Origin of the sequence: Pseudomonas sp. Au-Pse12, assembly GCF_021341665.1 — a bacterium.
Taxonomy (GTDB): domain Bacteria; phylum Pseudomonadota; class Gammaproteobacteria; order Pseudomonadales; family Pseudomonadaceae; genus Aquipseudomonas.
In genome coordinates this window covers 360,056-382,982 of record NZ_JAJTTH010000002.1, presented here as the reverse complement: position 1 = coordinate 382,982, position 22,927 = coordinate 360,056, and the positions used below count along the sequence as shown (strand labels likewise).

Here is a 22,927-nt window from a genome sequence, read left to right as displayed (position 1 = left end):
GATGATCGGAATGGATCGCCGTACCGGCTTGCCGCTGTCCGGCATCGAGCATTTGCGGCAGTCCATCGAGGACATCCTGACCACGCCGCTGGGCAGCCGGCGGATGCGCCCGGAATACGGCAGCAACCTGCGCCGTTATGTCGACCTGCCAGTGACCGGCGGGTGGAAGAGCGCGGTGCAGGCTGAAGTGGCCCGGGCGCTGTTGCGCTGGGAGCCGCGGTTGAAGCTGGAGCGGGTAACGGTGGTAGCGGTGGTCAATGGCCAGGTCAGTTTTCAACTGACGGGCCGCTACCTGGGTAACGACACGGTTGTGGAGGTGACGGCATGAGCATGCTGGATTTGTCGGCACTGCCGGCGCCGCAGGTGCTGGAAGCCCTGGATTTTGAAGAACTGTATCAGGGCAAGCTGGCGACCTTTCGCCGCTACATGGGCGACAACTGGACGGTCCGCCTGGAAAGCGACCCCGTCACCAAGCAGCTGGAACTGTCCGCCTACGGGGACATGCTGTTGCGGGCCCGGGTCAACGATGCGGCGAAGGCGCTGCTGCTGGCCCATGCCAAGGGCACGGACCTGGATCACCTGGCGGCCAACGTCAATCTGCAGCGCCTGGTGATTCAGGCGGCTGACCCGCAAGCGGTGCCGCCGCTGGCGGAGATCAAGGAAGCCGATGACGCGCTGCGCGAACGTGTGCAGTTGGCCTATGAAGGGCTGACCACCGCCGGGCCGCGCAACAGCTACATCCTGCATGCCCGCAATGCCTCGGCGCGGGTCGCGGATGCCGAGGCCGAAAGCCCCTCGCCGGCCTGTGTCACGGTCACCGTGCTGAGCCTGGAAGGTGATGGTACCGCCCCGGCTGAACTGCTGGCGACGGTGGCCGCGGCGCTCAACGATGAGGACGTGCGACCGCTGGGGGATCGGGTCACGGTGAACAGTGCCCAGGTCCTGCCGTATCGCATCGACGCGGTGCTGCACATGAAAGGCCCGGGGCCTGAAAGCGACGCCGCCCTGGCCGAGGCCGAGCGCAAGCTGGCCGCCTGGGTCAACCCACGCCGGCGCCTGGGCATCGAAGTGGCGCGTTCAGCCATCGATGCCCAGCTGCATGTGGCCGGCGTGGCCCGGGTCGATCTGCCGGGCTGGCAGGACGTCGTCCCGACCAAGGCCCAGGCGGCGTACTGCACCGGCTACAGCGTCACCTTGGGGAGCTGATATGACCCGCCTGCTGCCGAACAACAGCACACCGCTGGAGCGCGCCCTGGAGGCGACCCACGCCGGTGACACCGCCACCATGTTGCGCACGCTGTACAACCCCTCGACTTGCCCGGTGCACCTGCTGCCGCAACTGGCCTGGGCCTGGTCGGTGGATCGCTGGGACCCGCGCTGGAGCGAGGCGGTCAAGCGCAACGCCATTCGCGCCTCCTACTTCATCCACGCCCGCAAAGGCACCCTCGGTGCGCTGCGGCGAGTGGTGGAACCGCTGGGCTACCTGATCGAAGTGGTCGAATGGTGGCAAATGCTCCCATTGGGTGAACCTGCCACCTTTGCCCTGAAAGTCGGGGTGCTGGACACCGGTATCACCGAGGAGATGTACCAGGAGCTGACCCGGCTGATCGATGACGCCCGGCCTGTCAGCCGGCACATGACAGGCCTGGCCATCAGCCTGGAAACCACCGGGGTGATCGGCTACGGCGCCTACGTGGACCAGGGCGAAGTGCTCGACGTCTACCCCCCGACACCCCGCGATATTGAAGTGACCGGCCGTTATGGCCAGGTCATGTGCATTGATGAAACAGACACCCTGGATGTGTACTCATGATCGATTCCAACAGTCAGTTCTTTGCCATCCTCACTGCGGTGGGCGAGGCGAAACAGGCCAACGCCACCGCCCTGGGCACGCCCTGGACCTTCAAGGACATGGCGGTAGGGGATGCCAACGGCACCGACCCCATTCCGAACCGGACCCAGACCAAGCTGATCAACGAATGGCGCCGCGCCCCGGTCAACCAGGTGCGCACCGACCCGGCCAACCCCAACATCATCATCACCGAGCAGGTGATTCCGCCTGATGTCGGTGGGCGCTGGATCCGCGAGATTGGCCTGTTCGACGCCGACGGCGACCTGGTGGCGGTGGCCAACTGCGCCCCGAGCTTCAAGCCCCTGCTGGCCCAGGGCACCGGCAAGACCCAAGTCATTCGCATGAACTTCATCGTCGCCAACACCGCGCAGATCGTGTTGAAGATCGATCCGGCGGTGGTGCTGGCGACTCGCGAGTATGTCGACAGTGCGGTGATCGAGGCCCTGGCCAAGCTGGACTTCAAGCACTCGGCGGTGGTGGCCACCACCGCCAATATCGCCTTGAGCGGGATTCAGACCATCGACGGGGTGCTGCTGCCGGCCGATGCCCGGGTGCTGGTGAAAAACCAGGCCCAGGCCAAGGACAATGGGCTGTATGTCGTGTCGTCGACGGGCGTCTGGACCCGTGCCCAGGATGCTGACACCAGCCTGGAGGTCACCCCCGGGCTGTTCGTCAGCATCGAAAAGGGCACGGTCAACGGCGACAGCGTCTGGCAGTTAGTCACCGACGGACCGATTGCCCTCGGCACCACGCCGCTGGCCTTCGAGATGGCCATAGGGCGAACCGGTATCAGCGCGGGCTCCTATGCCAATGTCACGGTCGACAAGTACGGCCGCGTGATCGCCGGGACCAACCCGAGCACCCTGGCCGGGCATGGCATTACCGACACCTACACCAAGGCTGAGATCGAGTCGATAGTGGCGCAGTCGTCATCCTTGCCGGTGGGCTCGATGGTGGCGTTTCCCAGGGCCAGCGTGCCGCCGGGGTTTCTGGAAATTGATGGCAGTGTGCAGAGCATTGCGGCTTATCCAGATCTGGCAGCGTATCTGGGGAGCACTTTCAACAAGGGCGACGAGGGGGCTGGAAACTTTCGCCTGCCCGAGTCCCGGGGCGAGTTCTTGCGGGGGTGGGATCATGGGCGAGGTGTTGATCTGGGACGGGGAGTCGGCAGCTACCAGCTCGATGCCCTGCAGAACATTACAGGATCGGTTGCGACGGATGGTGTAAATGCTTCTCCCATTGGGGTGTTTGGATCACAGCCGGGAAGCCCTCAGGTTTCTAGCCCCACGATAGACAGCAATACCAGTCTCTTGACGTTTGATGCGTCCCGGGTTGTGCGAACTTCGACAGAAACCCGCCCCCGCAGCCTTGCGGTCATGTGGTGCATTAAGGCCTGGGGTGCTCCGGTTAATCAGGGAAATATCGACGTAGCAGCGCTGGTAAAGGAGCTGGCAGCACTCAAGTCTGCGCACCCTGTCGGCGCCATCCTTCCATTTCCCAAGGCTGAGGTTCCAGCGGGCTACCTTGAACTCAACGGTAGCGTGCAAAGTATTGCCGCTTATCCCGATCTCGCGGCCTATCTCGGGACCACCTTCAACAAGGGCGATGAAGGCGCAGGGAACTTCCGGTTGCCTGAGTCCCGGGGGGAGTTCTTGCGGGGATGGGACCATGGGCGCGGTGTGGATGTTGGGCGTGCTCTTGGCACTTGGCAGGCTGATGAGTTCAAGTCGCACACCCATCCTATCGGTAATCAAAATACATACGGCAGCGGCGGGTCTTCTGGGCCGTTGCACAACGGAGCGAAAGTTGGAGAACTGACCCAGCCGACTAGCCCGACTGGGGGGGCTGAAACCCGTCCGCGCAACCTCTCTGTCATGTGGTGCATCAAGGCTTGGAACGCACCAGTCAATCAGGGAAATATCGACGTAGCAGCGTTGGTAAAGGAGCTGGCAGCACTCAAGTCTGCGCACCCTGTCGGCGCCATCATTCCATTTCCCAAGGCTGAGGTTCCACCGGGCTACCTTGAACTCAACGGTAGCGTGCAAAGCATTGCCGCTTATCCCGATCTCGCGGTGTATCTGGGGACCAACTTCAACAAAGGTGATGAGGGTGCTGGCAACTTCCGTCTGCCAGAGTCGCGGGGCGAGTTCCTGCGGGGCTGGGACCACGGGCGTGGGGTTGACGTCGGTCGCTTGATGGGTAGCTCTCAGGCTGACGAGTTCAGGAGCCATACGCATGTGAACTCACCGGCAATTATGCTGAATTCGACCGTCGGAACTGGTGGTAACGCATGGTCGGCAGGCAATCAAGGCCAGGTAGTGGCGACGGGAGCTGCAGGCGGTACTGAAACCCGTCCGCGCAACTTGGCGGTGATGTGGTGCATCAAGGCCTGGAATGCGCCCGTCAACCAGGGAAACATTGATATTGCTGCATTGGCCCCACTGGCGGCTCAGGCCACGGAAAACAACCAAGGCACGGCAAAGATTGCGACTCTGACACAGCTAAGCGCTGGCACTGATGACGCCGTCATAGCGACACCCAAGAAACTCCGTTTCGGGTTTGCGGTGAGCCTTGCCACAAATGGCTATATCGCTTTCCCAACGTGGCTTGGGGGGCTGGTCATTCAGTGGGGTTACTACGCGGGTTCGCTCGACGACCAGTCGGCACTGGTTCAGTTTCCGATGGCCTTCCCTAGTTCTTGCATGAACGTATTAGTTACGGCTGATGGCGTACAGTCGGGCGGGAGTGTATTTGTTGGAGCAGGGGCACAAAAAGATACGCCTGGTCGCTTCCGTCTTAACGGATATGGGACAGGTATGCCTACAGTTGGTTATCACTGGTTGGCATTGGGCTACTGAACTGGAGATGAAAATGAAGCGACTTTATAGCCCTAGCACTGGAACCACTTATCTCATCGGTATGCACCCGACAATTCCCGCCGATGCACTCGAAATCTCGGATGTCCTGTATTTAGCAGTGATCGGCGACCCTCCGCCAGGAAAGGTCCGTGCTCATGATGAACAGGGCTTGCCGTATCTTGTCGATGCGCCCGAAGTTGTTCCGGACCTGGCGGCACAGGAACGCGAGTGGCGCGACATCGAGCTGGCCTCTGTGATGTGGCTGCGCGAGCGGCACCGCGATCAACTGGAAGTTGAGGCCCCTACGACGCTGACAGGTGAGCAGTTCAAGGAGCTGCTTGTTTACGTACAAACCCTACGCAACTGGCCCCAATCCCCGGACTTTCCACAAACCGAGCACCGCCCAGTGGCCCCATCCTGGATCGCCGAGCAAACCCAATAAACGCCCCGCACCGTCGGGGTGTTTTCTTTCCCGCTCCCCACTAATCAATCATCCCTATGAGCCCCCTTCACCCGGGGCTTTTTCATGTCTGGAGTTTATCCATGAGTGGTTTTTTCCACGGCGTTACTGTCACCAACGTCGACACCGGCGCGCGCACAATCTCGTTGCCGACATCTTCGATCATCGGCCTGGTGGACACCTTCACCGAGGCTCCGGCCTTCAGTGCCAAGAGCAATGACCTGGTGCTGATCACCAACGAGCGTGAGGCCATCGCCGCCTGGGGCCCGGATGCGGCCATTACCAAGGCCTGCCAGGCCATTTACCAACGGGCCAAGGCGGTGATCGTCGCTTGCGGCGTGGCCAAGGTGGCGGATGCGGCCGAGCAGACCTCGGCGATCATCGGCGGGGTGCTGGCCGACGGTAAACGTACCGGTCTGCAAGCCTTGCTCGATGGCAAGAGCCGCTTCAACGCCCAGCCGCGCTTGCTGGTGGCGCCCAAGCACAGCTCGACCCTGGCGGTCGGTACCGCCCTGGTCGCCCTGGCCGACAAGCTGCGCGGCCTGGCGATTCTCGACGGCCCGAACAGCACCGACGAGGCGGCCCTGGCCTACGCCAAGAACTTCGGCGCCAAGCGCGCCTACCTGGTCGATCCGGGCATCCGGTACTGGGACAACGGCGCCAGCGCCACCGTCGATGCAGCCGCTTCGGCCTGGGTCGCCGGGCTGTTCGCCTGGACCGACAACGAGTACGGCTTCTGGGCCTCGCCATCGAACAAGGAGTTTGTCGGCATCACCGGCACCTCGCGTTCCATCGAGTTCCTCGACGGCGATGACACCTGCCGCGCCAACCTGCTGAACAACGCCAACATCACCACCATCATTCGTGATGAAGGCTTCCGCCTGTGGGGCAACCGCACGCTGTCCAGCGATCCGAAGTGGGCCTTTGTCACCCGGGTGCGGACCATGGACATCGTCATGGACGCCATCCTCTACGGCCACAAGTGGGCGGTGGACCGCTCGATCACCGCGACCTACGTCAAGGACGTGACCGAGGGCCTGCAGGCGTTCATGCGCGACCTGAAGAACCAGGGCGCGATCATCAATTTCGAGGTCTACGCCGACACTGAGCTCAACACCGCCAGCCAGCTGGAGCAGGGCAAGGTGTACTGGAACATCCGCTTCACCGACGTGCCACCGGCCGAAAACCCCAACTTCCGGGTCGAGGTCACCAACCAGTGGCTGACCGAAGTCCTCGAACACACCGCTTAAGGAGCAGCAGCAATGGCAATGATTCCCGAAACCCTGGCGAACATGAACCTGTTCGTCGATGGCATCAGCTTTCAAGGCGACGTGCCGAGCCTGACCCTGCCCAAGTTGACCCTCAAGACCGAGGAGCATCGTGTCGGCGGCATGGATGTGCCGGTGGAACTGGACATGGGCATGGAGAAACAGGAAGCCGGCTTCACCACCACCGGTGTGCGCCGCGAGTCGCTGAAGATGTTCGGCTTGGCCGATGGCAGCGGTTTCAACGGTGTGTTCCGTGGTGCCTTCAAGGGCCTCAAGGGCAAGGTCACCCCGGTGATCGTGACCTTGCGCGGCCTGCTCAAGGAGGTCGACATGGGCGACTGGAAGTCCGGCGACAAGGCCGAGGTCAAGCACAACGTGGCGCTGACCTACTACAAGCTGGAAGTCGACGGTCGCCTGATCTACGAGATCGATGCCCTGGGCATGAAGCGTGTGATCAACGGCGTCGACCAGCTCGCCGCCCAACGTTCGGCCCTGGGCCTGTAAGGAAACCAACCGCATGTCTCAAGCAATCAACACGATCCCGGCCTGGATGACCCTGAGCGCGGATAACGTCGTGATCAGCCTCAGCAAGCCGGTGGAGATGAATGGCGTGGTCTGCGACAAGGTCACCCTGCGCGCGCCCACCGTGCGTGATGTGCGCGCGGCCAATGCCGGGGCGGTTGGCGATGATGAGCAGCGCGAGCTGATGCTGTTTGCCAGCCTGGCGCAAATCAGCGCCAAGGACCTGGAGGGCATGGCGCTCAAGGATTATCAGCGCCTGCAGGCCGGCTATTTTCGCCTGGTGCAAGACGACGAGCTTTGATCCTGCGGTGATGAAAATGGCGGCGAAGCGGCTCGCCAGCGAGCTGCATTTCGCCGCCGAGGAAATCATGACCATGAGGTTTTCCGACATGGTCTGGTGGCTCACGGATTGAGCCCGTCACCCAAGGATCAGGAGAAGCAGATGGCGAACAAGCGGGTATCGGGGCTGGTGCTGCTGGGTACCGCCCTCAGTTCGACGTGGGACGCCGCCTTCAAGACGGTGGAAGACCGGATCAAGCAACTGGAGCAGCAGGGCAGCAAGGCCAAGGGGTTGCAAAGCACCATCGGTGAAACCCAACGCCTGGGCAGGGAATGGAGAAAGGCTCACGCCGCTGGCGCGGCCTCCGCAGCCGGGCTGAAACTTCAATTGGAAGAGCACCGGGATGGGCTGCGCAAGCAGGGTATTCAGGTGCACAAGCTGCGCCAGGAATATCAAGCGCTGGGCAAGGTGGCTCGGGGTTCTGCGCTTCAGGCCCGTGGGCTGCAGCAGGTTGCCCGGGGCAAGGCCGACTTCAAGGCGGCTTATGACTGGGCAAAGTTCGGGGTCGATAAACTGCGCGCCCCGGTCAAGATCAGCGCCGACTATCAGGCGTTGATCCGTGACATGGCGATCAAGGCCAATGTGGTCAACCAGCCTCAGGAAGCGCAGTTGAGCCGCACGGTCATTCAGACCTCGCGTGACACGGGGATGGCCCGTAACGACGTGGCGGCGCTGGTGAGCCAGATGATGGCCAGCGGCATGTCGTTGGACAAGGCACAAGGCTACACAGGGCTGGCCGCCCAGTTTGCGGTGGGGCAGGGCGCGAGTGTCGACGACACCGCAAACCTGATGCGGGCCTTGGAGCTGAAAGCCGGAATCAGTGATCCCAAGGTCATGGAGCAGGCCCTGGAGGCTATCGCCCAGCAGGGGCAGTCGGGCAATTTTGAAGCCGCCGACATGGCGCGTTTGCTCCCGGCGCTGCTCAAGAGCGCAAGCGCGCAAGGGCTTACCGGTATGGAGGCGGTGAGTCAGCTGGGCTCGATGCTGCAAGTGCAGATGAACACCGCGGGCGGTGCTGATCAGGCCGCTGGTCAACTGCAGAACTGGATCGACAAAATCGGCTCCAGTGAAGCGGTCAAGGCTTATGAAGATGCCGGCATTGATTATCAGGCGTCGCTCAACACCGGTATCCAGAAGGGCATGTCGAGCCTGGAGGCGAGCTTTGCCCTGGCCATGCGTTACGTCAGGGCCATTGACCCGGCCAAGGCCGCGAAGATGGCCGAGGCCCAGGCGCAGATCAGCCAGGAAACCGACCCGGCCAAGGCCAAGGCGACCCTTGAGGCCCTGGAAGAGTCGCTGCGCACCGGCGACCTGTTCACCGATATGCAGATCAAGGCGGCCTTGCTGGCCCAGACCCAGGGCCGCCAGCAGTATGAGCAGGTGAAGAAGGATTCGTTGAGCGCCTCTGGCGTTCTTGCCAGGAACCTCGCCGAGCGCCGACAAGCCTCCAAGCAGTTGTGGGCTGAAGCCGATCAGGCTATTGACGAAGGCCAGCGGGTGGTGGGGGAGGCCCTGCGACCGGCCACGGACCTAGCGGCCAAGGGCATCACCCTGTTGGTCGGCAAGCTGACCGAGCTGGCGGAGCAGAACCCATCGTTGGTGCAGGGTGTGGCCGCCTTGGGCGCCGCTTATGTCGCGGTGAAGAAACTCATGGCGGTCTACACCATGGGCAAGGGCCTGGTGAATGTCTTGCGGGGTGGGTTGAAAGTCGACCCCACGGCGGCAAAACGAGCGCCTGGCCGTAATGCGCCAGGCGTCGACTGTTGCGAGCCGATGATCGACTGCGGCTTGGACAAGCAACGCCGACGGGGCCGTGGCGGGCGTAATGCGCCCAGGCGCGGGCCACGTGCGAAGCGGGTGGGCAGCCCAGTGGGCAAGAGCCCGTTGGCGCCCAGCGGGCTGGCAAAAGTGGCCAAGGGGGCGGGCGCGTCTGCAGCGGCAGTTAAAGGTGTTGGCTCCCTGGCCAAAGGGGCGGCATCGTTGCTCAAGCGCGGTGGGCTCCTTTCGGTGATCGGTGCGGGTATCCAGATAGCGGACACCTACCAAAATGCCCAGACCCAGGATGAAAAAGCCGAGGGCTACGGCGAGGCGGCGGGCAATCTTGCCGGGGCCGCTGCCGGTGCAGCAGCAGGCGCGGCCATCGGCTCCGTGGTGCCAGTCATCGGTACTGTCATTGGCGGGTTGGTGGGCGGCGCACTGGGCGCCTGGGGTGGTTCGGCCGCCGGTGGTGCCTTGGGTAAAAAGCTGTTCGGCTCCGACGAGTCGCTCAAGCAGATGCCCGCAGCCGGTCCGCTGATGATGCGCAACGCCGGGCAGAACATCCCGCCGGTCATGGGCGATATCGCCAAATCCTTCCAGAAAGGCCAGACACCTCCGCTGATGGGGCAGGCCGTGCGTTCGATGACCAGTCCGTCGTCGTCCAGCGCGGCGCCGGCCATGATCACCGCGCCAGAGTCGTTCAAGCCGCAGGTACCACCGGTGATCGAGCAGCAGTTCAGCTTCGCGCCCTACCTGTCGATCTCGGTCCAGGGCGATGTGCGCGACCCCGCGCAACTGGCCCGGGAACTGGAACCGCATCTGCGCTGGCAGTTCGACGAGTTCAGCCGTCAGGCTGCCGCTCGCCAGCTGTTCGACGCTGCACACGTTTAAGGAGAGGGCATGGCTTACATGGAACAGCTGCAGTCGGGGCTGGGTTCCCTGGTGGCGGCAGCAGAGGCGGGGCGGCGCAGTGCCGATGAAATGCTCGGGCCCATGAACGGCGCCATTAGCGACATCGGCGGCGCGGCCCTGGAACTGGAAAACCTGCCCTTTGTCGGGCCGGCGCTGGGCGCCAAGTTGCAACGCACGATGCGCAGCATCAGCGCCGCGCAGTCGGTCGTCGGTGAAGTGGCGGCCAAGTACAGCCAGGCGGTGACGGTGGCGGGGCAGGTGCAGCAGCGCCTTGGCGCCTTGCAGGAGCAGGTGGCCAAGGCCGGCGCGGCGATCAATCGGATCGGCGGGCAGATCAGCCCTTCCCTGGGCAACATCTTCCCGAGCGCCGCGTTTGCCGAGCCGGCCACGCCGGCGGCCGAGGCGGTGAAACCCTTCCCGCACCTGCTGATCCTGCAACCGCTAGGTGCTGGCGCTCAGCCCTACTACTTCAACGTCGACACCGCGGCCTTCGAGGAACTGCGGCGCCAGACCGGGTTCCGCTGGGCCGGGCAGGAACGCCTGGGCCGCAGTGTTGCCCAGCAGGCGGTGGGCCAGGGCGAAGAGCGGATATCCCTCAAGGGGGCGGTGTTTCCCGGGTTCAAGGGCGGTCTGGGGCAGTTGCAGACCCTGCGCAGCATCGGCCGGCGCTTGCAGCCGCTGAGCCTGACCACGGGCTACGGTGAGGTGCTGGGCACCTGGTGCCTGACCAGCATCGAGGAAGACCAGAGCCACCTGCTGGCCGGCGGCATCCCGCGCAAACAAGGTTTTTCATTGGAGTTCGTAAGCTATGGCGACGACTTGCAGAACGTCTGACGGTGATCTGCTCGACACCCTGTGCTACCAGCACTACGGCCATCTCAACGGTTGTGTCGAGGCGGTGCTGGATGCCAACCAGGGCCTGGCCGACGAGCCCCAGCCGTTTCGCGCCGGGGTACTGATCCGGCTGCCGGAGCTGGCGACCCGGGCCGAGGCCATGGTCCAGCTATGGGATTGACCCACACCCCCCTCAACAAGCCCCGTCGAGCACGGGGTTTGTTTTTTCTGGAGCAGGCTTCATGACCCCAGCGTTTCGCATTGTTGCCGATGGCCGGGACATCAGCGCGCAGCTCAACGACCGGCTGCTGTCGCTGCGCACTACGGACAAGCCCGGCATGGAGTCGGATGAATTCGAGCTGCGCATCGATGATCGCGACGGCGCCGTGGCGCTGCCCCGGCGGGGCGCGAGCATCGAGGTGTTCCTCGGTTATGCCGGCCAGGCGTTGACTCGCCTGGGGCGCTACACCGTGGATGAGGTGGTGGTGAACGGTCCGCCCGACGCGATCGAGATTCGCGGCAAGGCCAGTGACATGCGTGGCAGTGGCAAGACCACCCGCAGTGGCAGTTGGGAGAACGTTCCGCTGCAACTGATTGTCCGTGACCTGGCGGCGCGTAATGGCTGGCAGGCCGTGTGCCCGCTTGCCATCAAGGTGCCGCGCATCGATCAGCTCAATGAATCCGATTTCCACTTCATCACCCGCCTGGCCAGGCAGTACGACTGCACCGCCAAGGTTGCCGAAGGCAAGCTGCTGGTGCTGCCCCGGCAGGCGGGACAGAGTGCCAGTGGCAAAGCCCTGGGCGTTGTCACCCTCACTCGTCGCGACGTCAGCCGCTATCAGTTCCGCCTGAGCGACGGCAGCACCCACAAGGCGGTGCAGACCCGGCACCAGGACCCGAAAAGCGGAAAGCTGCGGGTCATCGACCTGGGGAACGACCACTCGCCGGGCGACTCGCCCGCGGTGCATACCGACCGCCACCTCTACCCGAACAAGCCCGCCGCCGAGCAGGCCGCCAAGGCTCGCCTGGCGGCCTTCAACCGCAGCACCGCCAGCGTGCGCCTGGACCTTGCCGGGCGTACCGATCTGTTCGCCGAGCGAATGATCAATGCCCAGGGCTTCAAGGCCGGGCTCGACGGTGACTACCTGGTGGATTCGGTCGAGCAGCTGTTCACCCCGTCCGGGTGGACGACCACGGTCGAGTGCAACGGCGGCAAGCAAGGCAAGGCCAAGGCCAAGGGCAAGCCGCCCAAGGCCGGCAAACCGCTCAGGGTGGAGCAGCTCTGAGCCTTGGCAGCATTTTCCACTGACGCGGCAACCCGCCCGCAGGAGTACTCATGAATTCAGCTATCACCTTGCCGATCCGGCATTTTTTCCGCGCCTTGATCGGCGCTTGCAGCGTGCTGCTGGTGAGCGCAGCCCCTGCGGCCCCGTTTGTCCTGGCTTACACCGACGGCCAGGTCGAGGCGTCCTACAGCAACCTGCGGGCGTTCCACCGCAACCTGTCGGCGGTCGGCCTGGGCAGCACCTACGGGCTGACGGTCACCGGCCAGTTGCACCAGGACGGCATGAACCCCACCACCCAAGGCATCATCCGTTTCGCCAAGAGCCAATCCCTGCCGCTGTACCCGACCGTCTCCGACTACAACGAAGACATCGGCGCCTTCGACCCGGCGATTTCCCACTCCATCCTCAACGACCGTCGCTTGAGTGCCGGCACCGTCGAGCAACTGGTCAAGCTGGCCAGGGACGGTGGGTTCGCCGGCATCAACCTGGATTTCGAAAAGGTCGAGCCCAGGAACCGCGCGGCGTTTTCCGCCTACGTCAAAGCCCTGGGCAGCGCCCTGCGGGGCAGTGGCAAGAAACTGATCATCAGCATCCCGCCCAAGCTCAGCGACCGCGAGCCCGAGTACCTGCAAGGCTATGACTACCAGGCCCTGGGCGCGGCGGTGGATTACCTCCAGGTGATGACCTACGACCAGGTCGGGCCGGGCTGGAGCAGCGGTGGTTTCCACCACGAAGTCTGGCCCGGCCCCGAGTCCGGTGCTGACTGGCAGCAGGCGCTGCTCCGTTACGCCGTTTCCCGAGTTCCGGCGAGCAAGGTCCTGGCCGGGCTGCCGGCCTACGGTCAGGACTACAGCATTGGCAACCGGGTGCACTGGTCGGCCTATCAGGAAATCATTGCCGAGCACCGCGCCGTCACCCATCGGGACGCAGCCTCGGCCACTCCTTACGCCACCTGGGGCCCGGTCCGGACCTTTGCCGACGGCGTGGAATGGACCCCGGAGCGCGCGCAACCGGTGCTCTGGTACGACGACGCCGCGAGCATCCAGACCAAGACCGCACTGGTCGCCAAACTGGGCCTGGGCGGCACCAGCGTCTGGGCCATGGGCTATGAAAATGCCGAGTTCTGGACGGCGCTGCAGGCCGGGCTCAAGGCCGGTGCTGAGCTGTTGCCGGCGGGGCGGGAGTGAGGGGGCGAATGGGCTCTGCAACCGTCGGCCACAGATCCAGCCGTCAACCTGGGGCAGCGGTTCCAGGCGGTTTCTTCAAAACCCGTTGCGACGGGTTTTTTCATGCCCCCGAGAAACCAGCCTCGCCGCTGCCTCGATGAATCCCGTTCCAGGAGTCTTCTGATGAAACTCACGGCTGTTCTCGATCAGCTACAAACACAGTGCCCGAGCCTTGCGGGGCACATCGTTATTGGCAGCGATGCCGCAACCGGCGCTGGCGCATCAACACCGGCCGCCTATCTGGCGCCAGTCAATGATCTGGCCAGCGCCAGCGTCGGGCAAAACATCATTCGCCAGACCATCCGCGATCGTTTTGAAGTGGTTCTGGCACTTGGCGCCACCGACCCTACAAAAGCGCTGAATCCGTTGCACGACCTGCGCGCCGAAGTCTGGCGCGCCCTGGTCGGTTTCAAGCCCGGCGCCGAGTACAACCCGATCCAGTACGACGGCGGCGAGCTGGTGTCGCTCGACGCCACTCGCTTGCTCTATCGCCTGCGCTTTTTCGCCGAGTTCCAGCTGGGGCGCAACTCGCCCGGGCAGCCGGCGGAAACCTGGCATGAGCGTGAACTCGACGGCCTGCCGTCCTTTACCGGGGTCACGGTGCGGGTCGATGCCATCGATCCGGCGGACCCCAATCTGCAACGTCCAGGGCCCGACGGGCGCCTGGAGCTGACTTTTTCAGGAGAGCTGAAGCAATGAGCAAACGCATTACCGTGCTGCCGGTCGCTGGCCGTGCCGTACCGGACCCGGAAGCAGGCGATCTGCTGCCCGCCTCCGGCCGTGAAGTGCCGGACAACGCCTGGTGGCGCCGGCGTCTGGCCGATGGCGATATCACTAGCAAAGCCGTGAAAGCGGCGAAATCTCAAGGAGCCAAATAATGGCGATCGGTTTCAGCAATATCCCGGCGGACATCCGTGTACCGCTGTTCTACGCCGAGATGGACAACTCGGCGGCCAATAGCGCGTCGTCGGCCATGCGCCGTCTGATCGTCGCCCAAGTCAATGACAACCAGACCGGCGACGACCTCGGCAAGCTGGTGCTGGTGTCCAGCGTGGCCCTGGCCAAGAGCATCGGCGGGCAAGGTTCGATGCTCGCCTCGATGTATGAAACCTGGCGCAAGACCGACCCGGTGGGCGAGATCTGGTGCCTGCCGCTGCACAGCACCGAGGGCAGCGTGGCCAAGGCCGAGCTGAAGCTCACCGGTAGCGCCAGCACCGCCGGCCTGCTCAATCTGTACGTCGGCGGGGTGCGGGTGCAGGCCTCGATCGTCAGTGGCGCCAGCGCTGCCCAGGCGGCCAGCGCCCTGGCGCTGAAGGTCAACGCGGCGGTGGACCTGCCGGTGACCGCGGCGGCGGTCGACGGCACGGTGACCCTGAGCGCCAAGTGGACCGGCGAGAGCGGCAACGACATCAGCCTGCAACTCAATCGCCTGGGCAAGAGCAATGGCGAAGAAACCCCGGCCGGCCTGACCCTGGTACTGGGCAAGATGGCCGGTGGCACCGGTGTGCCGGATCAGGTCGCGGCCCTGGCCGCCCTGGGCGACGAACCGTTCGAGTTCATTTGCATGCCCTGGACCGACACTGCCAGTCTCAATGCCTGGCAAGCGGTGATGGACGACAACACCGGCCGCTGGTCCTGGGCCAAGCAGCTGTTCGGCCATGTCTACAGTGCCAAGCGCGGCACCGTCGGCACCCTGGTGGCGGCCGGTCAGGTCCGCAACGATCAGCACATCACTGTCCAGGCCCTGGAAACCGGTGTGCCTCAGCCCGTGTGGGTCCAGGCCGCAGCCCTGGCGGCGCGGACCTCGGTGTTCATCTCCGCCGACGCCAGCCGTCCGACCCAGAGCGGCAGCCTGCCGGGGATCGACCCGGCGCCTGCCAGCGAACGCTTCACCCTCACCGAGCGTCAGTCGCTGCTCAGCTACGGCATCGCCACCGCCTACTACGAAGGCGGCTACATGCGCATTCAGCGGGCGATCACCACCTACCAGAAGAACGCCTACGGCCAGGCCGACAACTCCTACCTGGACAGCGAAACCATGCACCAGTCGGCGTTCATCGTGCGTCGCCTGCAAAGCGTGATCACCAGCAAGTACGGGCGCCACAAGCTGGCCGCCGACGGCACCCGTTTCGGCGCCGGCCAGCCGATCGTCACCCCGAGCACCATCCGCGGTGAGCTGATCGCCCAGTACGCCAAGCTGGAGCTGGAAGGCCATGTGGAGAACGCCGACCTGTTCGCCGAGCACCTGATCGTCGAGCGCGACGTGCAGGACCCGAGCCGGGTCAATGTGCTGTTCCCGCCGGACTACATCAACGGCCTGCGGGTGTTCGCGCTGCTCAATCAATTCCGCCTGCAGTACGACGCCGCGGCCTGAGCCGGACCTGCATCACTGCGCTTTTTCAGCCCGCCTTGAGCGGGCTTATTTTTTGGGAGAAACATCATGGGTCAACTGATTGCGGGCACCTGCTACGTCAAAGTGGACGGCGCTCAACTGACCATCAGCGGCGGCTGCGAAGCACCGCTGATGGCCGTCAAGCGGGAAACCGTGGTTCCGGGTTTCTACAAGGAAACCGACCTCACCCCGTCGTTCAAAGTCACTGCACTGCACACCCCGGACTTTCCGCTCAAGCAGCTGATCGAAGGCGTCGACATGACCGTCACCTGCGAGTTCGCCAACGGCAAGGTCTACGTGCTGGCCGGCGCCTACCTGGTGGACGAGCCTATTGCCAAGGGTGACGACGCCAGCATCGAGCTGAACTTCGAAGGGCAGAAGGGGACCTGGCAATGAGCAACCTGGTGAAGCTGCAGGTGCCGATCGAGGCCCACGGCGAGCCCCTGAGCGAACTCAGCCTGCGCCGCCCAACGGTGCAGGAAGTGCGGGCGATCAAGGCATTGCCTTACAAGATCGACAAGAGCGAAGAAGTCAGCCTCGACATGGACGTCGCGGCCAAATACATCGCGGTCTGCGCCGGTATTCCACCGTCCTCGGTGAACCAGCTGGACTTGGTGGACCTCAACGCCCTGAGCTGGGCGGTGGCGAGTTTTTTCATGAGTGCGGCATCGCAGCCATCGCCGACCTGATCGCTGTCGCCTATGACCTGGCCTGGTTCTGGAAGGTTGACCCCGAACAGATGATGGCCAGGCCACTGGATGTGCTCCGGGAATCCCTGGAGCACGCGCAACGGATCAATGCGATGCAGCAGGTGCAGTGATGGCGTATCGAAAAAGAAACAAGACCAAGGGCCGGCGGCCCAAGCAGACAAGACAGGCCAAACCGGCAGCACCTGTGCAGCAGGTCCAGGCCGAAACTGAGGTGGTCAAGCCTGCTGTGGCCGAGAGCGCAAGCAAGGCCGTCGATCCGGAACTCACCGGCATTCGTCAGATGGTCGGCAAGTTCAGAAAAAGCCTGGAGGAAAGTGGTCTCGGAGATCTCGAACTTTCGGGGCTGTTCTCTGGAAAGGGGCTTATTACGCCCTTTGTCGCGGGTGTTCAGTCCGCGATCAAGGCGCAGAACATCAGGGCGGTAACCGCTGCGGCCATCAGGGGGGACGCCAGCCCGGAGAACGAGCTGGGTAACACCTCCCAGAACCTCAAGCTTTTCGATGAGGCGGTGGAAAAAATCACCCTCAATGTGGGGGTGGCACTGTTGCCGGCTATCAACAGTATTGTCACGGGACTGCAGCCCGTACTGACGTCGGTCGGCCAATTTGTCGCTGATAACCCGGGGTTGGTGGAGGGGCTGGCGGCCGCTGCAGTGGCCTTTACGGTGGCGGCTTCGGCGGCCACGGTCTTTGCCGCACTGTCTTCGCCTATAGGTTTAGCGATGCTGGCGATTGCTGCGGTAGCCGGTGTGGTGGTGGCCAATTGGAAGCCGGTTTCACGGTTTTTCATCCAGCTGTGGGGGAAGATTTCACCCACGGTCATGTCCATGGTCGGTCTTTTCAAGGACGTGTTCGCCTGGACGCCCATCGGGCAATTGATTGCCAACTGGGGGCCGGTCAGCGCTTATCTGAGCGCCCTCTGGCAAGACTTCAGCGCCGGTACCGGGCGGGTGTATCAGGCGTTGAATCTGCTCTTCAACATGAGCGGGTTTGGGGTGTTGATCAGAAACCTGGAGCCGATCAGAGAGGCTGTCCAGGTGCTTTTTCGCAGCCTGCGAGAGGTTTTCGAGTGGAGCCCGCTTGGCTTGATAAGCAGTAACTGGCAACCCGTGGTGGGGCTGTTTGCAGCGATCTGGGATCTGATCTGGGCGTTGTCGATCACGGCAAAGACCAATGTGGAAAAGCTGTTCAGTTGGACTCCCGGTGAAGGGATGAGAAAGGATCTCGATGGATTGATCGAGTGGTTCTCTTCGTTTCGTGACCGGCTGGAAAAGATCCTGGAGCCGATCCGCGAGAAACTCAGAGCGACCTTTGGCAATTTGCTTGTCAGTGTCACCGGGAGCATCAATTCGCTGACCGAGAGTGTGGTGGAACACAACGACTCGGCAAATCGGGGCGAGGGCTCGTTGACTGATACACCTTCTCCGCTGCTGACCCCGGGCAATTTGCCGCAAAGCTCCAGTTCGCTGCTGCAACAGGCGGCGGCCAACAATCGCACTCGGCTTGAAGGCGGGCTGCTGCTGCGCTTTGAGAACGCTCCTCCCGGCCTGCGTGCCGAACAGGCCAAGACCAATCAACCAGGCCTGAACGTGGCTTCGACCCTGGGCTATCGCTCACTTTCCCTAGGAGGTTCCAATGGCGGATAACTGGCGTGAACGTTTGTTGCCCGCGTCCTTTCGCGGTGTGCCGTTCTGGGTCGATCAGGCGAAAACCCCGGTGGGCCAGAAAGGCCAGTTGCACGAGTACCCACAGCGCGACCAGCCGTTTTTCGAGGGCCTTGGCCAGCAGGCGAAGATCCATGACCTGACGGCCTTTATCGTCGGCGCCGATTGCCTGGAGCAGCGCGACAGGCTGCTCAAGGCCCTGGAGGAGGGCAGCGGCGAGCTGGTGCACCCTTGGCTTGGGCGGATGCAGGTCAAGGTCGGCGAGTGCGAGATGACCCAGAGCCGCCAGGACGGCGGCCTGGTGACCTTCAGCCTGAAGTTCTACCCGGACCAGCCGCTGCGCTTTCCCTCGGCGGTGGTCAACACCCAGCAGCAGGTGCTGGTGGCCAGCGATACCTTGCTGGGCTCGGCGGTGCTGCGTTTCGAGTTCGCCACCAACCTGATCAAGCAGGCGCGGATCGGTGTGGCGTCTTTGCGTCAGGGGCTGGCGGACGTGTATCAGGTCATCGAGCACGAGTTCAAGCCGCTGATCGAGTTCTATGGCGACCTCAACACCCTGGTCAAGGCAGTCAAGGAAATACCCAAGGAGCTGAGCTCGGAGTTCAAGGGGTTGCTGGAGGATGTGCGCGGGCTCAAGGATTTTGCCCGCACCGGCTATCGGCAGATGCTCGCCGATATTTCCCAGCAGGTGGAGGCGGCCCGGCGCATCGATGCGCCGAAGCTGACCACCGGCAAGGACACCACGGCGGCGGCCGAGGCGGTGGCCAACCTGGTGCAGGATGCGCTGCTGGTGCAGATCGCCCGCCTGGTGTCGGCGTTGCCGGTGGCCTCGCCGGTGGTGAAGCTCAAGAACACACCGCCCCTGGCGCAGCAGGCCAGCCAGCCGGTGCAGCGCCTGGAGGTGCCGGTGGCCGACGATGTGCTGGCCCTGCGCGACCAGCTCAATGAGCTGATCTGGCAAGCCGCGCTCAAGGCCGACCCGATGCATTACCAGGCGCTCAATACCCTGCGCCAGCAACTGCAGGGGCACCTCAATGCTGTGGCTTCCTCGGGGGTGCGGCTGGTCAGCCTCAGCCCCAAAAGCAGCATGCCGGCGCTGGTGCTGGCCTATCAGCGGTTTGCCGATGCGACGCGGGTCGGCGAAGTGGTGCAGCGCAACCGGGTGGCTCACCCGGGTTTCCTGCCGCCCGCCGACCTGCAAATCGCTCGGGAGTGACCCATGGACGAATTGGCAAATATCGTCACCCTGACGGTGGACGGGCTGGACTACAGCGGCTGGAAGAGCGTGGAGATCAGCGCCGACCTGGAGCGTCAGTTCCGCACCTTCAGCCTCAACATCACCTGGCAATGGCCGGGGCAGGACTCGCAGGTGCGGATCCGCCCGGGCGCTCGCTGTCAGGTGCGCATCGGTTGCGACCTGGTGCTCACCGGGCATGTCTACAAGGCGCCGATCAGCTACGACGGCAAGCAGATCAGCCTGAGCATCCAGGGCAGTTCCTTGACCCAGGACCTGGTGGATTGCGCGGCCATCAACCGGCCGAGCCAGTGGCGCCAGCAGGACGTGCTGAGCATCGTTCGCGCCCTGGCCGCGTCCTACGGGGTGGGGGTGCGCAGCGAGATCGCCCCTACCAGCAAGCTGCACACCCACAGCATCGTGCCGGGGGAGACGGTGTTCGCCTCCATCGACCGTTTGCTGACCCTGTACCGGGTGTTCTCCACCGACGACGCCGACGGTTACCTGCTGCTGGCGGCGCCGGGCAGCGGTGGGCGCGCCAGCGATGCCCTGGAGCTGGGCAAGAACATCCTTTCGGCCAATGCACCGATGGATTTTTCCGCGGTGTTTTCCGAGTACCGGGTGATCGGCCAGCACAAGGGCAGCGACCAGAGCAGCGGCGCGGCGGTCAGCGAAGTGTCTGGCCGGGCCAGCGATGCAAGGGTTTCGCGCAAGCGGGTCACGGTGATCAACGAAGCCGCGCAACTGAGCGCCGAGCTGGCTCAGCAGCGTGCTGACTGGGAGTGTGGCACCCGCACCGGCAAGGCCCTGACCACCACCTACCAGGTGCAGGGCTGGCGCCAGAGCAATGGCGATTTGTGGCGCCACAACACCCTGGTGCGGGTCATCGACCCGGTGCTGGGGTTCGACCAGGACATGCTGATCTCCAAGGTCACCTGGTCGCTGTCCGAGCAGGGCTCGATCACCACCCTGCAGGTGGCGCCGCCGCAGACCTTCGACGCCAACCCGGCCCCCGCCAAAACCTGAAAGCCGCGCGCCCCCTGTTCGCCGGCCAGCCGGCTCCTACAACCCAAGGAACTCAGCATGAGCCTACTGACACGCCTGTTGGCGCGGGGCACCGTGGTGCTCGCCAACTCGGCCAACAAACTGCAATCGCTGCAAATGCGCCTCACCGCCGGCGAGGTCAACGACGACATGGAGCATTTCGAGCCTTACGGTTTCACCAGCAATCCCCTGGCCGGCGCCGAGGGCATCGCCACCTTCCTCGGCGGCGACCGTTCCCACGCGGTGGTGCTGGTGGTGGCCGACCGGCGCTATCGCCTCAAGGCCCTGGCCGCCGGTGAAGTGGCGATCTACACCGACGAGGGCGACAAGATCCACTTCAAGCGCGGCCGCATCATCGACATCGACACCGCGACCCTGAACATCCGCGCCAGCAGCGGCGTCAACATCGATACACCGACCCTGACCCAGAGCGGCAAGATCGTCTCCCAAGGGGACCAGATCGCCGCCGGCATCAGCCAGATCAACCACGTCCACAGCGGCGTGCAACCCGGTCCGGGCCAGACCGGCGTACCGGTGGGAGGTTAAGCATGTTTGCCACCTATGACCTGAAGAACGCCCTGACCCGGGCTGTGGAAATCAGCCTGTTCACCTGGTGCCGCGCCGCCGATGACGATGCCCTGGACGACGATCAGCGCTACGGCTGGTGGGGCGACAGTTTTCCCAGCGTGGCCGACGACCGCATCGGTTCGCGGTTGTGGCTGCTGCGCCGGGTCAAGCTGACCCGGCAGACCCAGCTCGACGCCGAGTTCTATGCCCGCGAGGCCCTGCAATGGCTGATCGACGATGGTCATTGCAACGCCGTCGAGATCCTCAGCGAACGCCTCGATGCCCAGCGCCTGAACCTGCGCACGGTACTGATCCTGGCCGACGGTGAGCGCCTGGACATCAACCCCATTCACAGTTGGCAGGTGACCTATGCCGTTTGAAACGCCTTCGCTGCCGGTGCTGATTCAGCGCACCCAAAGCGACCTGGCCAGCGACTCGCTGCGCCAGTCCGATGCCCAAGTACTGGCCCGCACCCTGAGCGGTGCCGCCTTTGGCCTGTATGGCTACCTGGATTGGATCGCCGAGCAGATCCTTCCGGACAAGGCCGACGAGTCGACCCTGGAGCGCATCGCCGCGCTGCGCTTGAACCAGCCACGCAAGGCCGCTCAGGCCGCCAGTGGCAGCGTCAGCTTCACGGCCGCGGCCGGTGCCGTGCTGGATCTTGGCACCCTGCTGCAAAGCAGCGACGGTCGCAGCTACACAGTGACCGCCGCGCGCACCACCAGCGCCGGGCTCAACAGCACCACGATCCAGGCGGTCGATGGCGGCACCCTGGGCAATGCCGATGCCGGTCTGGCATTGACCGCGGTGCAGCCGGTGCAAGGCATCAGCAACCCGTTCACCGTCCTGGCCCCGGGCCTGAGCGGTGGCGTGGCCCGGGAAAGCCTCGAATCCCTGCGCTCCCGGGTGATCCGTTCCTATCGGATCATTCCCCACGGTGGCTCGGCGGACGACTACGAAACCTGGGCCATGGAATGCCCGGGCATCACCCGCGCCTGGTGCCGGCGCAACTACCTGGGGCCGGGCACGGTGGGCCTGTTCGTCATGCGTGACGACGACCTGCAGCCGATTCCCAATGCCGAGCAGTTGGCGCAGGTCCAGGCCTACATCGAGCCCTTGCGTCCGGTGACCGCCGAAGTGCATGTGCTGGCGCCGGTGATGCAGCCGGTGATCTACAAGGTGCGCCTGACCCCCGACACCAGCGCGGTACGTGCCGCGGTCGAGGACCAGCTGCGCGACCTGCACAGCCGCGAAGCCGGCCTGGGGCAGACCTTGCTGCTGAGTCACATTCGCGAAGCCATCAGCAGTGCCACGGGCGAGCACGATCACCGCTTGCAGGCGCCACAGGCCGATGTGCCGGCGAGCAACAACCAACTGCTGGTGTTTGGAGGTTGTGAATGGCTGCAATAAGAAACGCCGCCCAGTACCAGGGCCAACTGCGCAGCCTGCTGCCCAGCGGCCCGGCCTGGGACCCGGAGCGGATGCCGGAGCTTGAACGAGTGTTGCAGGGCATCTCCGAGGAGCTGGCGCGCATCGACGCTCGGGCCGTCGACCTGCAAAACGAAATGGACCCGGCCAGCGTCAGCGAACTGGTGACCGATTGGGAAAAGGTCATGAACCTGCCCGATCCCTGCCTGGGCCTGACCCCGCTGTTCGAAGACCGACGCCTGGCCGTGCGCCGGCGTCTGTTGGCGGTGGGCAGCCAGCGCGCTGCCTACTTCGTCGAAATCGCCCGTAGCCAGGGCTACCCCAACGCCAGCGTCACTGAACTGAGTACCCCACGCATGGGGCGCTCGCGTTTCGGCCGCGCGCACTTTGGTACCTGGCGGGCGAACTTCATGTGGACCCTCAATACCGGCGGCCGCCTGCAACTGGGCCGGCGTTTCGGCGCGAGCTATTGGGGCGAACGTTTTGGCATGAACCCGGGGAGTGCCCTGGAGTGCCTTATCCATCGCAGTACACCGGCACATACACAGGTGTACATCAACTATGACTAGAGAA

General features: G+C 63.9%; 25 protein-coding genes. All 25 read left to right on the top strand.

Annotation, left to right across the window (positions count from 1 at the left end):
• Position 1 precedes the first annotated feature (1 nt).
• On the top strand, positions 2 to 328 hold the full coding sequence (locus LXM55_RS06380) for a GPW/gp25 family protein (protein WP_233319625.1): 327 nt from the start codon (positions 2 to 4) through the stop codon (positions 326 to 328).
• Positions 325 to 1,206 carry a baseplate assembly protein gene (locus LXM55_RS06375; RefSeq protein WP_233319624.1) on the top strand — a complete coding sequence of 294 codons (882 nt, stop codon included), beginning with the start codon at positions 325 to 327 and terminating at the stop codon, positions 1,204 to 1,206. Before LXM55_RS06380 ends, LXM55_RS06375 begins: the two co-directional genes overlap by 4 nt.
• 1 nt (position 1,207) lies before the next feature.
• On the top strand, positions 1,208 to 1,813 hold the full coding sequence (locus LXM55_RS06370; RefSeq protein WP_233319623.1) for a phage tail protein I: 606 nt from the start codon (positions 1,208 to 1,210) through the stop codon (positions 1,811 to 1,813).
• The gene (locus LXM55_RS06365) at positions 1,810 to 4,710 is read left to right on the top strand and encodes a phage tail protein (RefSeq protein ID WP_233319622.1); all 2,901 of its coding nucleotides are present in this window, start codon (positions 1,810 to 1,812) and stop codon (positions 4,708 to 4,710) included. The genes LXM55_RS06370 and LXM55_RS06365 overlap by 4 nt, the downstream gene beginning before the upstream one ends.
• A 13-nt stretch (positions 4,711 to 4,723) precedes the next feature.
• Entirely contained in the window at positions 4,724 to 5,152 is a 429-nt protein-coding gene (locus LXM55_RS06360) for a phage tail assembly chaperone (protein WP_233319621.1), read from the top strand.
• 101 nt (positions 5,153 to 5,253) lie between these two features.
• Entirely contained in the window at positions 5,254 to 6,420 is a 1,167-nt protein-coding gene (locus tag LXM55_RS06355) for a phage tail sheath subtilisin-like domain-containing protein (RefSeq protein WP_233319620.1), read from the top strand.
• A gap of 12 nt (positions 6,421 to 6,432) precedes the next feature.
• On the top strand, positions 6,433 to 6,942 hold the full coding sequence (locus LXM55_RS06350; RefSeq protein ID WP_015634355.1) for a phage major tail tube protein: 510 nt from the start codon (positions 6,433 to 6,435) through the stop codon (positions 6,940 to 6,942).
• Between the two features lie 13 nt (positions 6,943 to 6,955).
• Entirely contained in the window at positions 6,956 to 7,261 is a 306-nt protein-coding gene (locus LXM55_RS06345; protein WP_233319619.1) for a phage tail assembly protein, read from the top strand.
• A 141-nt stretch (positions 7,262 to 7,402) separates the two neighbouring features.
• The gene (locus tag LXM55_RS06340; RefSeq protein WP_233319618.1) at positions 7,403 to 9,949 is read left to right on the top strand and encodes a phage tail tape measure protein; all 2,547 of its coding nucleotides are present in this window, start codon (positions 7,403 to 7,405) and stop codon (positions 9,947 to 9,949) included.
• Positions 9,950 to 9,958: 9 nt separating this feature from the next.
• Positions 9,959 to 10,804 (top strand): phage tail protein, encoded by an 846-nt coding sequence (locus LXM55_RS06335; RefSeq protein WP_233319617.1) that lies wholly within the window; start codon positions 9,959 to 9,961, stop codon positions 10,802 to 10,804.
• On the top strand, positions 10,779 to 10,985 hold the full coding sequence (locus LXM55_RS06330; protein ID WP_233319616.1) for a tail protein X: 207 nt from the start codon (positions 10,779 to 10,781) through the stop codon (positions 10,983 to 10,985). The genes LXM55_RS06335 and LXM55_RS06330 overlap by 26 nt, the downstream gene beginning before the upstream one ends.
• A gap of 61 nt (positions 10,986 to 11,046) precedes the next feature.
• Positions 11,047 to 12,090 (top strand): phage late control D family protein, encoded by a 1,044-nt coding sequence (locus LXM55_RS06325; protein ID WP_233319615.1) that lies wholly within the window; start codon positions 11,047 to 11,049, stop codon positions 12,088 to 12,090.
• A gap of 50 nt (positions 12,091 to 12,140) precedes the next feature.
• A complete protein-coding gene (locus LXM55_RS06320; protein ID WP_233319614.1) occupies positions 12,141 to 13,277 on the top strand; it encodes a glycosyl hydrolase family 18 protein in 1,137 nt (378 codons plus the stop codon).
• Positions 13,278 to 13,439: 162 nt separating this feature from the next.
• Entirely contained in the window at positions 13,440 to 14,015 is a 576-nt protein-coding gene (locus tag LXM55_RS06315; protein WP_233319613.1) for a phage tail terminator protein, read from the top strand.
• Positions 14,012 to 14,194, top strand: coding sequence for a DUF2635 domain-containing protein (locus tag LXM55_RS06310; protein ID WP_047302105.1), 183 nt, complete (start codon positions 14,012 to 14,014; stop codon positions 14,192 to 14,194). Before LXM55_RS06315 ends, LXM55_RS06310 begins: the two co-directional genes overlap by 4 nt.
• Positions 14,194 to 15,690, top strand: coding sequence for a phage tail sheath subtilisin-like domain-containing protein (locus LXM55_RS06305; protein WP_233319612.1), 1,497 nt, complete (start codon positions 14,194 to 14,196; stop codon positions 15,688 to 15,690). Before LXM55_RS06310 ends, LXM55_RS06305 begins: the two co-directional genes overlap by 1 nt.
• Positions 15,691 to 15,756: 66 nt before the next feature.
• Positions 15,757 to 16,104, top strand: a complete 348-nt coding sequence (locus LXM55_RS06300) for a phage tail tube protein (RefSeq protein ID WP_011059564.1) — start codon at positions 15,757 to 15,759, stop codon at positions 16,102 to 16,104.
• Entirely contained in the window at positions 16,101 to 16,397 is a 297-nt protein-coding gene (locus tag LXM55_RS06295) for a phage tail assembly protein (protein ID WP_233319611.1), read from the top strand. The genes LXM55_RS06300 and LXM55_RS06295 overlap by 4 nt, the downstream gene beginning before the upstream one ends.
• Positions 16,398 to 16,527: 130 nt before the next feature.
• Positions 16,528 to 18,063, top strand: a complete 1,536-nt coding sequence (locus LXM55_RS06290; RefSeq protein ID WP_233319610.1) for a hypothetical protein — start codon at positions 16,528 to 16,530, stop codon at positions 18,061 to 18,063.
• The gene (locus tag LXM55_RS06285; RefSeq protein ID WP_233319609.1) at positions 18,053 to 19,297 is read left to right on the top strand and encodes a DNA circularization protein; all 1,245 of its coding nucleotides are present in this window, start codon (positions 18,053 to 18,055) and stop codon (positions 19,295 to 19,297) included. Before LXM55_RS06290 ends, LXM55_RS06285 begins: the two co-directional genes overlap by 11 nt.
• A gap of 3 nt (positions 19,298 to 19,300) precedes the next feature.
• Entirely contained in the window at positions 19,301 to 20,341 is a 1,041-nt protein-coding gene (locus tag LXM55_RS06280) for a phage baseplate assembly protein (RefSeq protein WP_233319608.1), read from the top strand.
• Between the two features lie 57 nt (positions 20,342 to 20,398).
• Positions 20,399 to 20,905 carry a phage baseplate assembly protein V gene (locus tag LXM55_RS06275; RefSeq protein WP_233319607.1) on the top strand — a complete coding sequence of 169 codons (507 nt, stop codon included), beginning with the start codon at positions 20,399 to 20,401 and terminating at the stop codon, positions 20,903 to 20,905.
• 2 nt (positions 20,906 to 20,907) lie between these two features.
• The gene (locus LXM55_RS06270; protein WP_233319606.1) at positions 20,908 to 21,306 is read left to right on the top strand and encodes a phage GP46 family protein; all 399 of its coding nucleotides are present in this window, start codon (positions 20,908 to 20,910) and stop codon (positions 21,304 to 21,306) included.
• On the top strand, positions 21,296 to 22,336 hold the full coding sequence (locus LXM55_RS06265) for a baseplate J/gp47 family protein (RefSeq protein ID WP_233319605.1): 1,041 nt from the start codon (positions 21,296 to 21,298) through the stop codon (positions 22,334 to 22,336). The genes LXM55_RS06270 and LXM55_RS06265 overlap by 11 nt, the downstream gene beginning before the upstream one ends.
• Positions 22,324 to 22,923, top strand: coding sequence for a YmfQ family protein (locus LXM55_RS06260; protein WP_233319604.1), 600 nt, complete (start codon positions 22,324 to 22,326; stop codon positions 22,921 to 22,923). The genes LXM55_RS06265 and LXM55_RS06260 overlap by 13 nt, the downstream gene beginning before the upstream one ends.
• Positions 22,924 to 22,927 lie beyond the last annotated feature (4 nt).

What these genes read in the sequence shown, in the direction of transcription:
- LXM55_RS06380 (WP_233319625.1), top strand. Translation starts at nt 2, where the DNA reads ATGATCGGAATGGATCGCCGTACCGGCTTGCCGCTGTCCGGCATCGAG.
- LXM55_RS06375 (WP_233319624.1), top strand. Translation starts at nt 325, where the DNA reads ATGAGCATGCTGGATTTGTCGGCACTGCCGGCGCCGCAGGTGCTGGAA.
- LXM55_RS06370 (WP_233319623.1), top strand. Translation starts at nt 1,208, where the DNA reads ATGACCCGCCTGCTGCCGAACAACAGCACACCGCTGGAGCGCGCCCTG.
- LXM55_RS06365 (WP_233319622.1), top strand. Translation starts at nt 1,810, where the DNA reads ATGATCGATTCCAACAGTCAGTTCTTTGCCATCCTCACTGCGGTGGGC.
- LXM55_RS06360 (WP_233319621.1), top strand. Translation starts at nt 4,724, where the DNA reads ATGAAGCGACTTTATAGCCCTAGCACTGGAACCACTTATCTCATCGGT.
- LXM55_RS06355 (WP_233319620.1), top strand. Translation starts at nt 5,254, where the DNA reads ATGAGTGGTTTTTTCCACGGCGTTACTGTCACCAACGTCGACACCGGC.
- LXM55_RS06350 (WP_015634355.1), top strand. Translation starts at nt 6,433, where the DNA reads ATGGCAATGATTCCCGAAACCCTGGCGAACATGAACCTGTTCGTCGAT.
- LXM55_RS06345 (WP_233319619.1), top strand. Translation starts at nt 6,956, where the DNA reads ATGTCTCAAGCAATCAACACGATCCCGGCCTGGATGACCCTGAGCGCG.
- LXM55_RS06340 (WP_233319618.1), top strand. Translation starts at nt 7,403, where the DNA reads ATGGCGAACAAGCGGGTATCGGGGCTGGTGCTGCTGGGTACCGCCCTC.
- LXM55_RS06335 (WP_233319617.1), top strand. Translation starts at nt 9,959, where the DNA reads ATGGCTTACATGGAACAGCTGCAGTCGGGGCTGGGTTCCCTGGTGGCG.
- LXM55_RS06330 (WP_233319616.1), top strand. Translation starts at nt 10,779, where the DNA reads ATGGCGACGACTTGCAGAACGTCTGACGGTGATCTGCTCGACACCCTG.
- LXM55_RS06325 (WP_233319615.1), top strand. Translation starts at nt 11,047, where the DNA reads ATGACCCCAGCGTTTCGCATTGTTGCCGATGGCCGGGACATCAGCGCG.
- LXM55_RS06320 (WP_233319614.1), top strand. Translation starts at nt 12,141, where the DNA reads ATGAATTCAGCTATCACCTTGCCGATCCGGCATTTTTTCCGCGCCTTG.
- LXM55_RS06315 (WP_233319613.1), top strand. Translation starts at nt 13,440, where the DNA reads ATGAAACTCACGGCTGTTCTCGATCAGCTACAAACACAGTGCCCGAGC.
- LXM55_RS06310 (WP_047302105.1), top strand. Translation starts at nt 14,012, where the DNA reads ATGAGCAAACGCATTACCGTGCTGCCGGTCGCTGGCCGTGCCGTACCG.
- LXM55_RS06305 (WP_233319612.1), top strand. Translation starts at nt 14,194, where the DNA reads ATGGCGATCGGTTTCAGCAATATCCCGGCGGACATCCGTGTACCGCTG.
- LXM55_RS06300 (WP_011059564.1), top strand. Translation starts at nt 15,757, where the DNA reads ATGGGTCAACTGATTGCGGGCACCTGCTACGTCAAAGTGGACGGCGCT.
- LXM55_RS06295 (WP_233319611.1), top strand. Translation starts at nt 16,101, where the DNA reads ATGAGCAACCTGGTGAAGCTGCAGGTGCCGATCGAGGCCCACGGCGAG.
- LXM55_RS06290 (WP_233319610.1), top strand. Translation starts at nt 16,528, where the DNA reads ATGGCGTATCGAAAAAGAAACAAGACCAAGGGCCGGCGGCCCAAGCAG.
- LXM55_RS06285 (WP_233319609.1), top strand. Translation starts at nt 18,053, where the DNA reads ATGGCGGATAACTGGCGTGAACGTTTGTTGCCCGCGTCCTTTCGCGGT.
- LXM55_RS06280 (WP_233319608.1), top strand. Translation starts at nt 19,301, where the DNA reads ATGGACGAATTGGCAAATATCGTCACCCTGACGGTGGACGGGCTGGAC.
- LXM55_RS06275 (WP_233319607.1), top strand. Translation starts at nt 20,399, where the DNA reads ATGAGCCTACTGACACGCCTGTTGGCGCGGGGCACCGTGGTGCTCGCC.
- LXM55_RS06270 (WP_233319606.1), top strand. Translation starts at nt 20,908, where the DNA reads ATGTTTGCCACCTATGACCTGAAGAACGCCCTGACCCGGGCTGTGGAA.
- LXM55_RS06265 (WP_233319605.1), top strand. Translation starts at nt 21,296, where the DNA reads ATGCCGTTTGAAACGCCTTCGCTGCCGGTGCTGATTCAGCGCACCCAA.
- LXM55_RS06260 (WP_233319604.1), top strand. Translation starts at nt 22,324, where the DNA reads ATGGCTGCAATAAGAAACGCCGCCCAGTACCAGGGCCAACTGCGCAGC.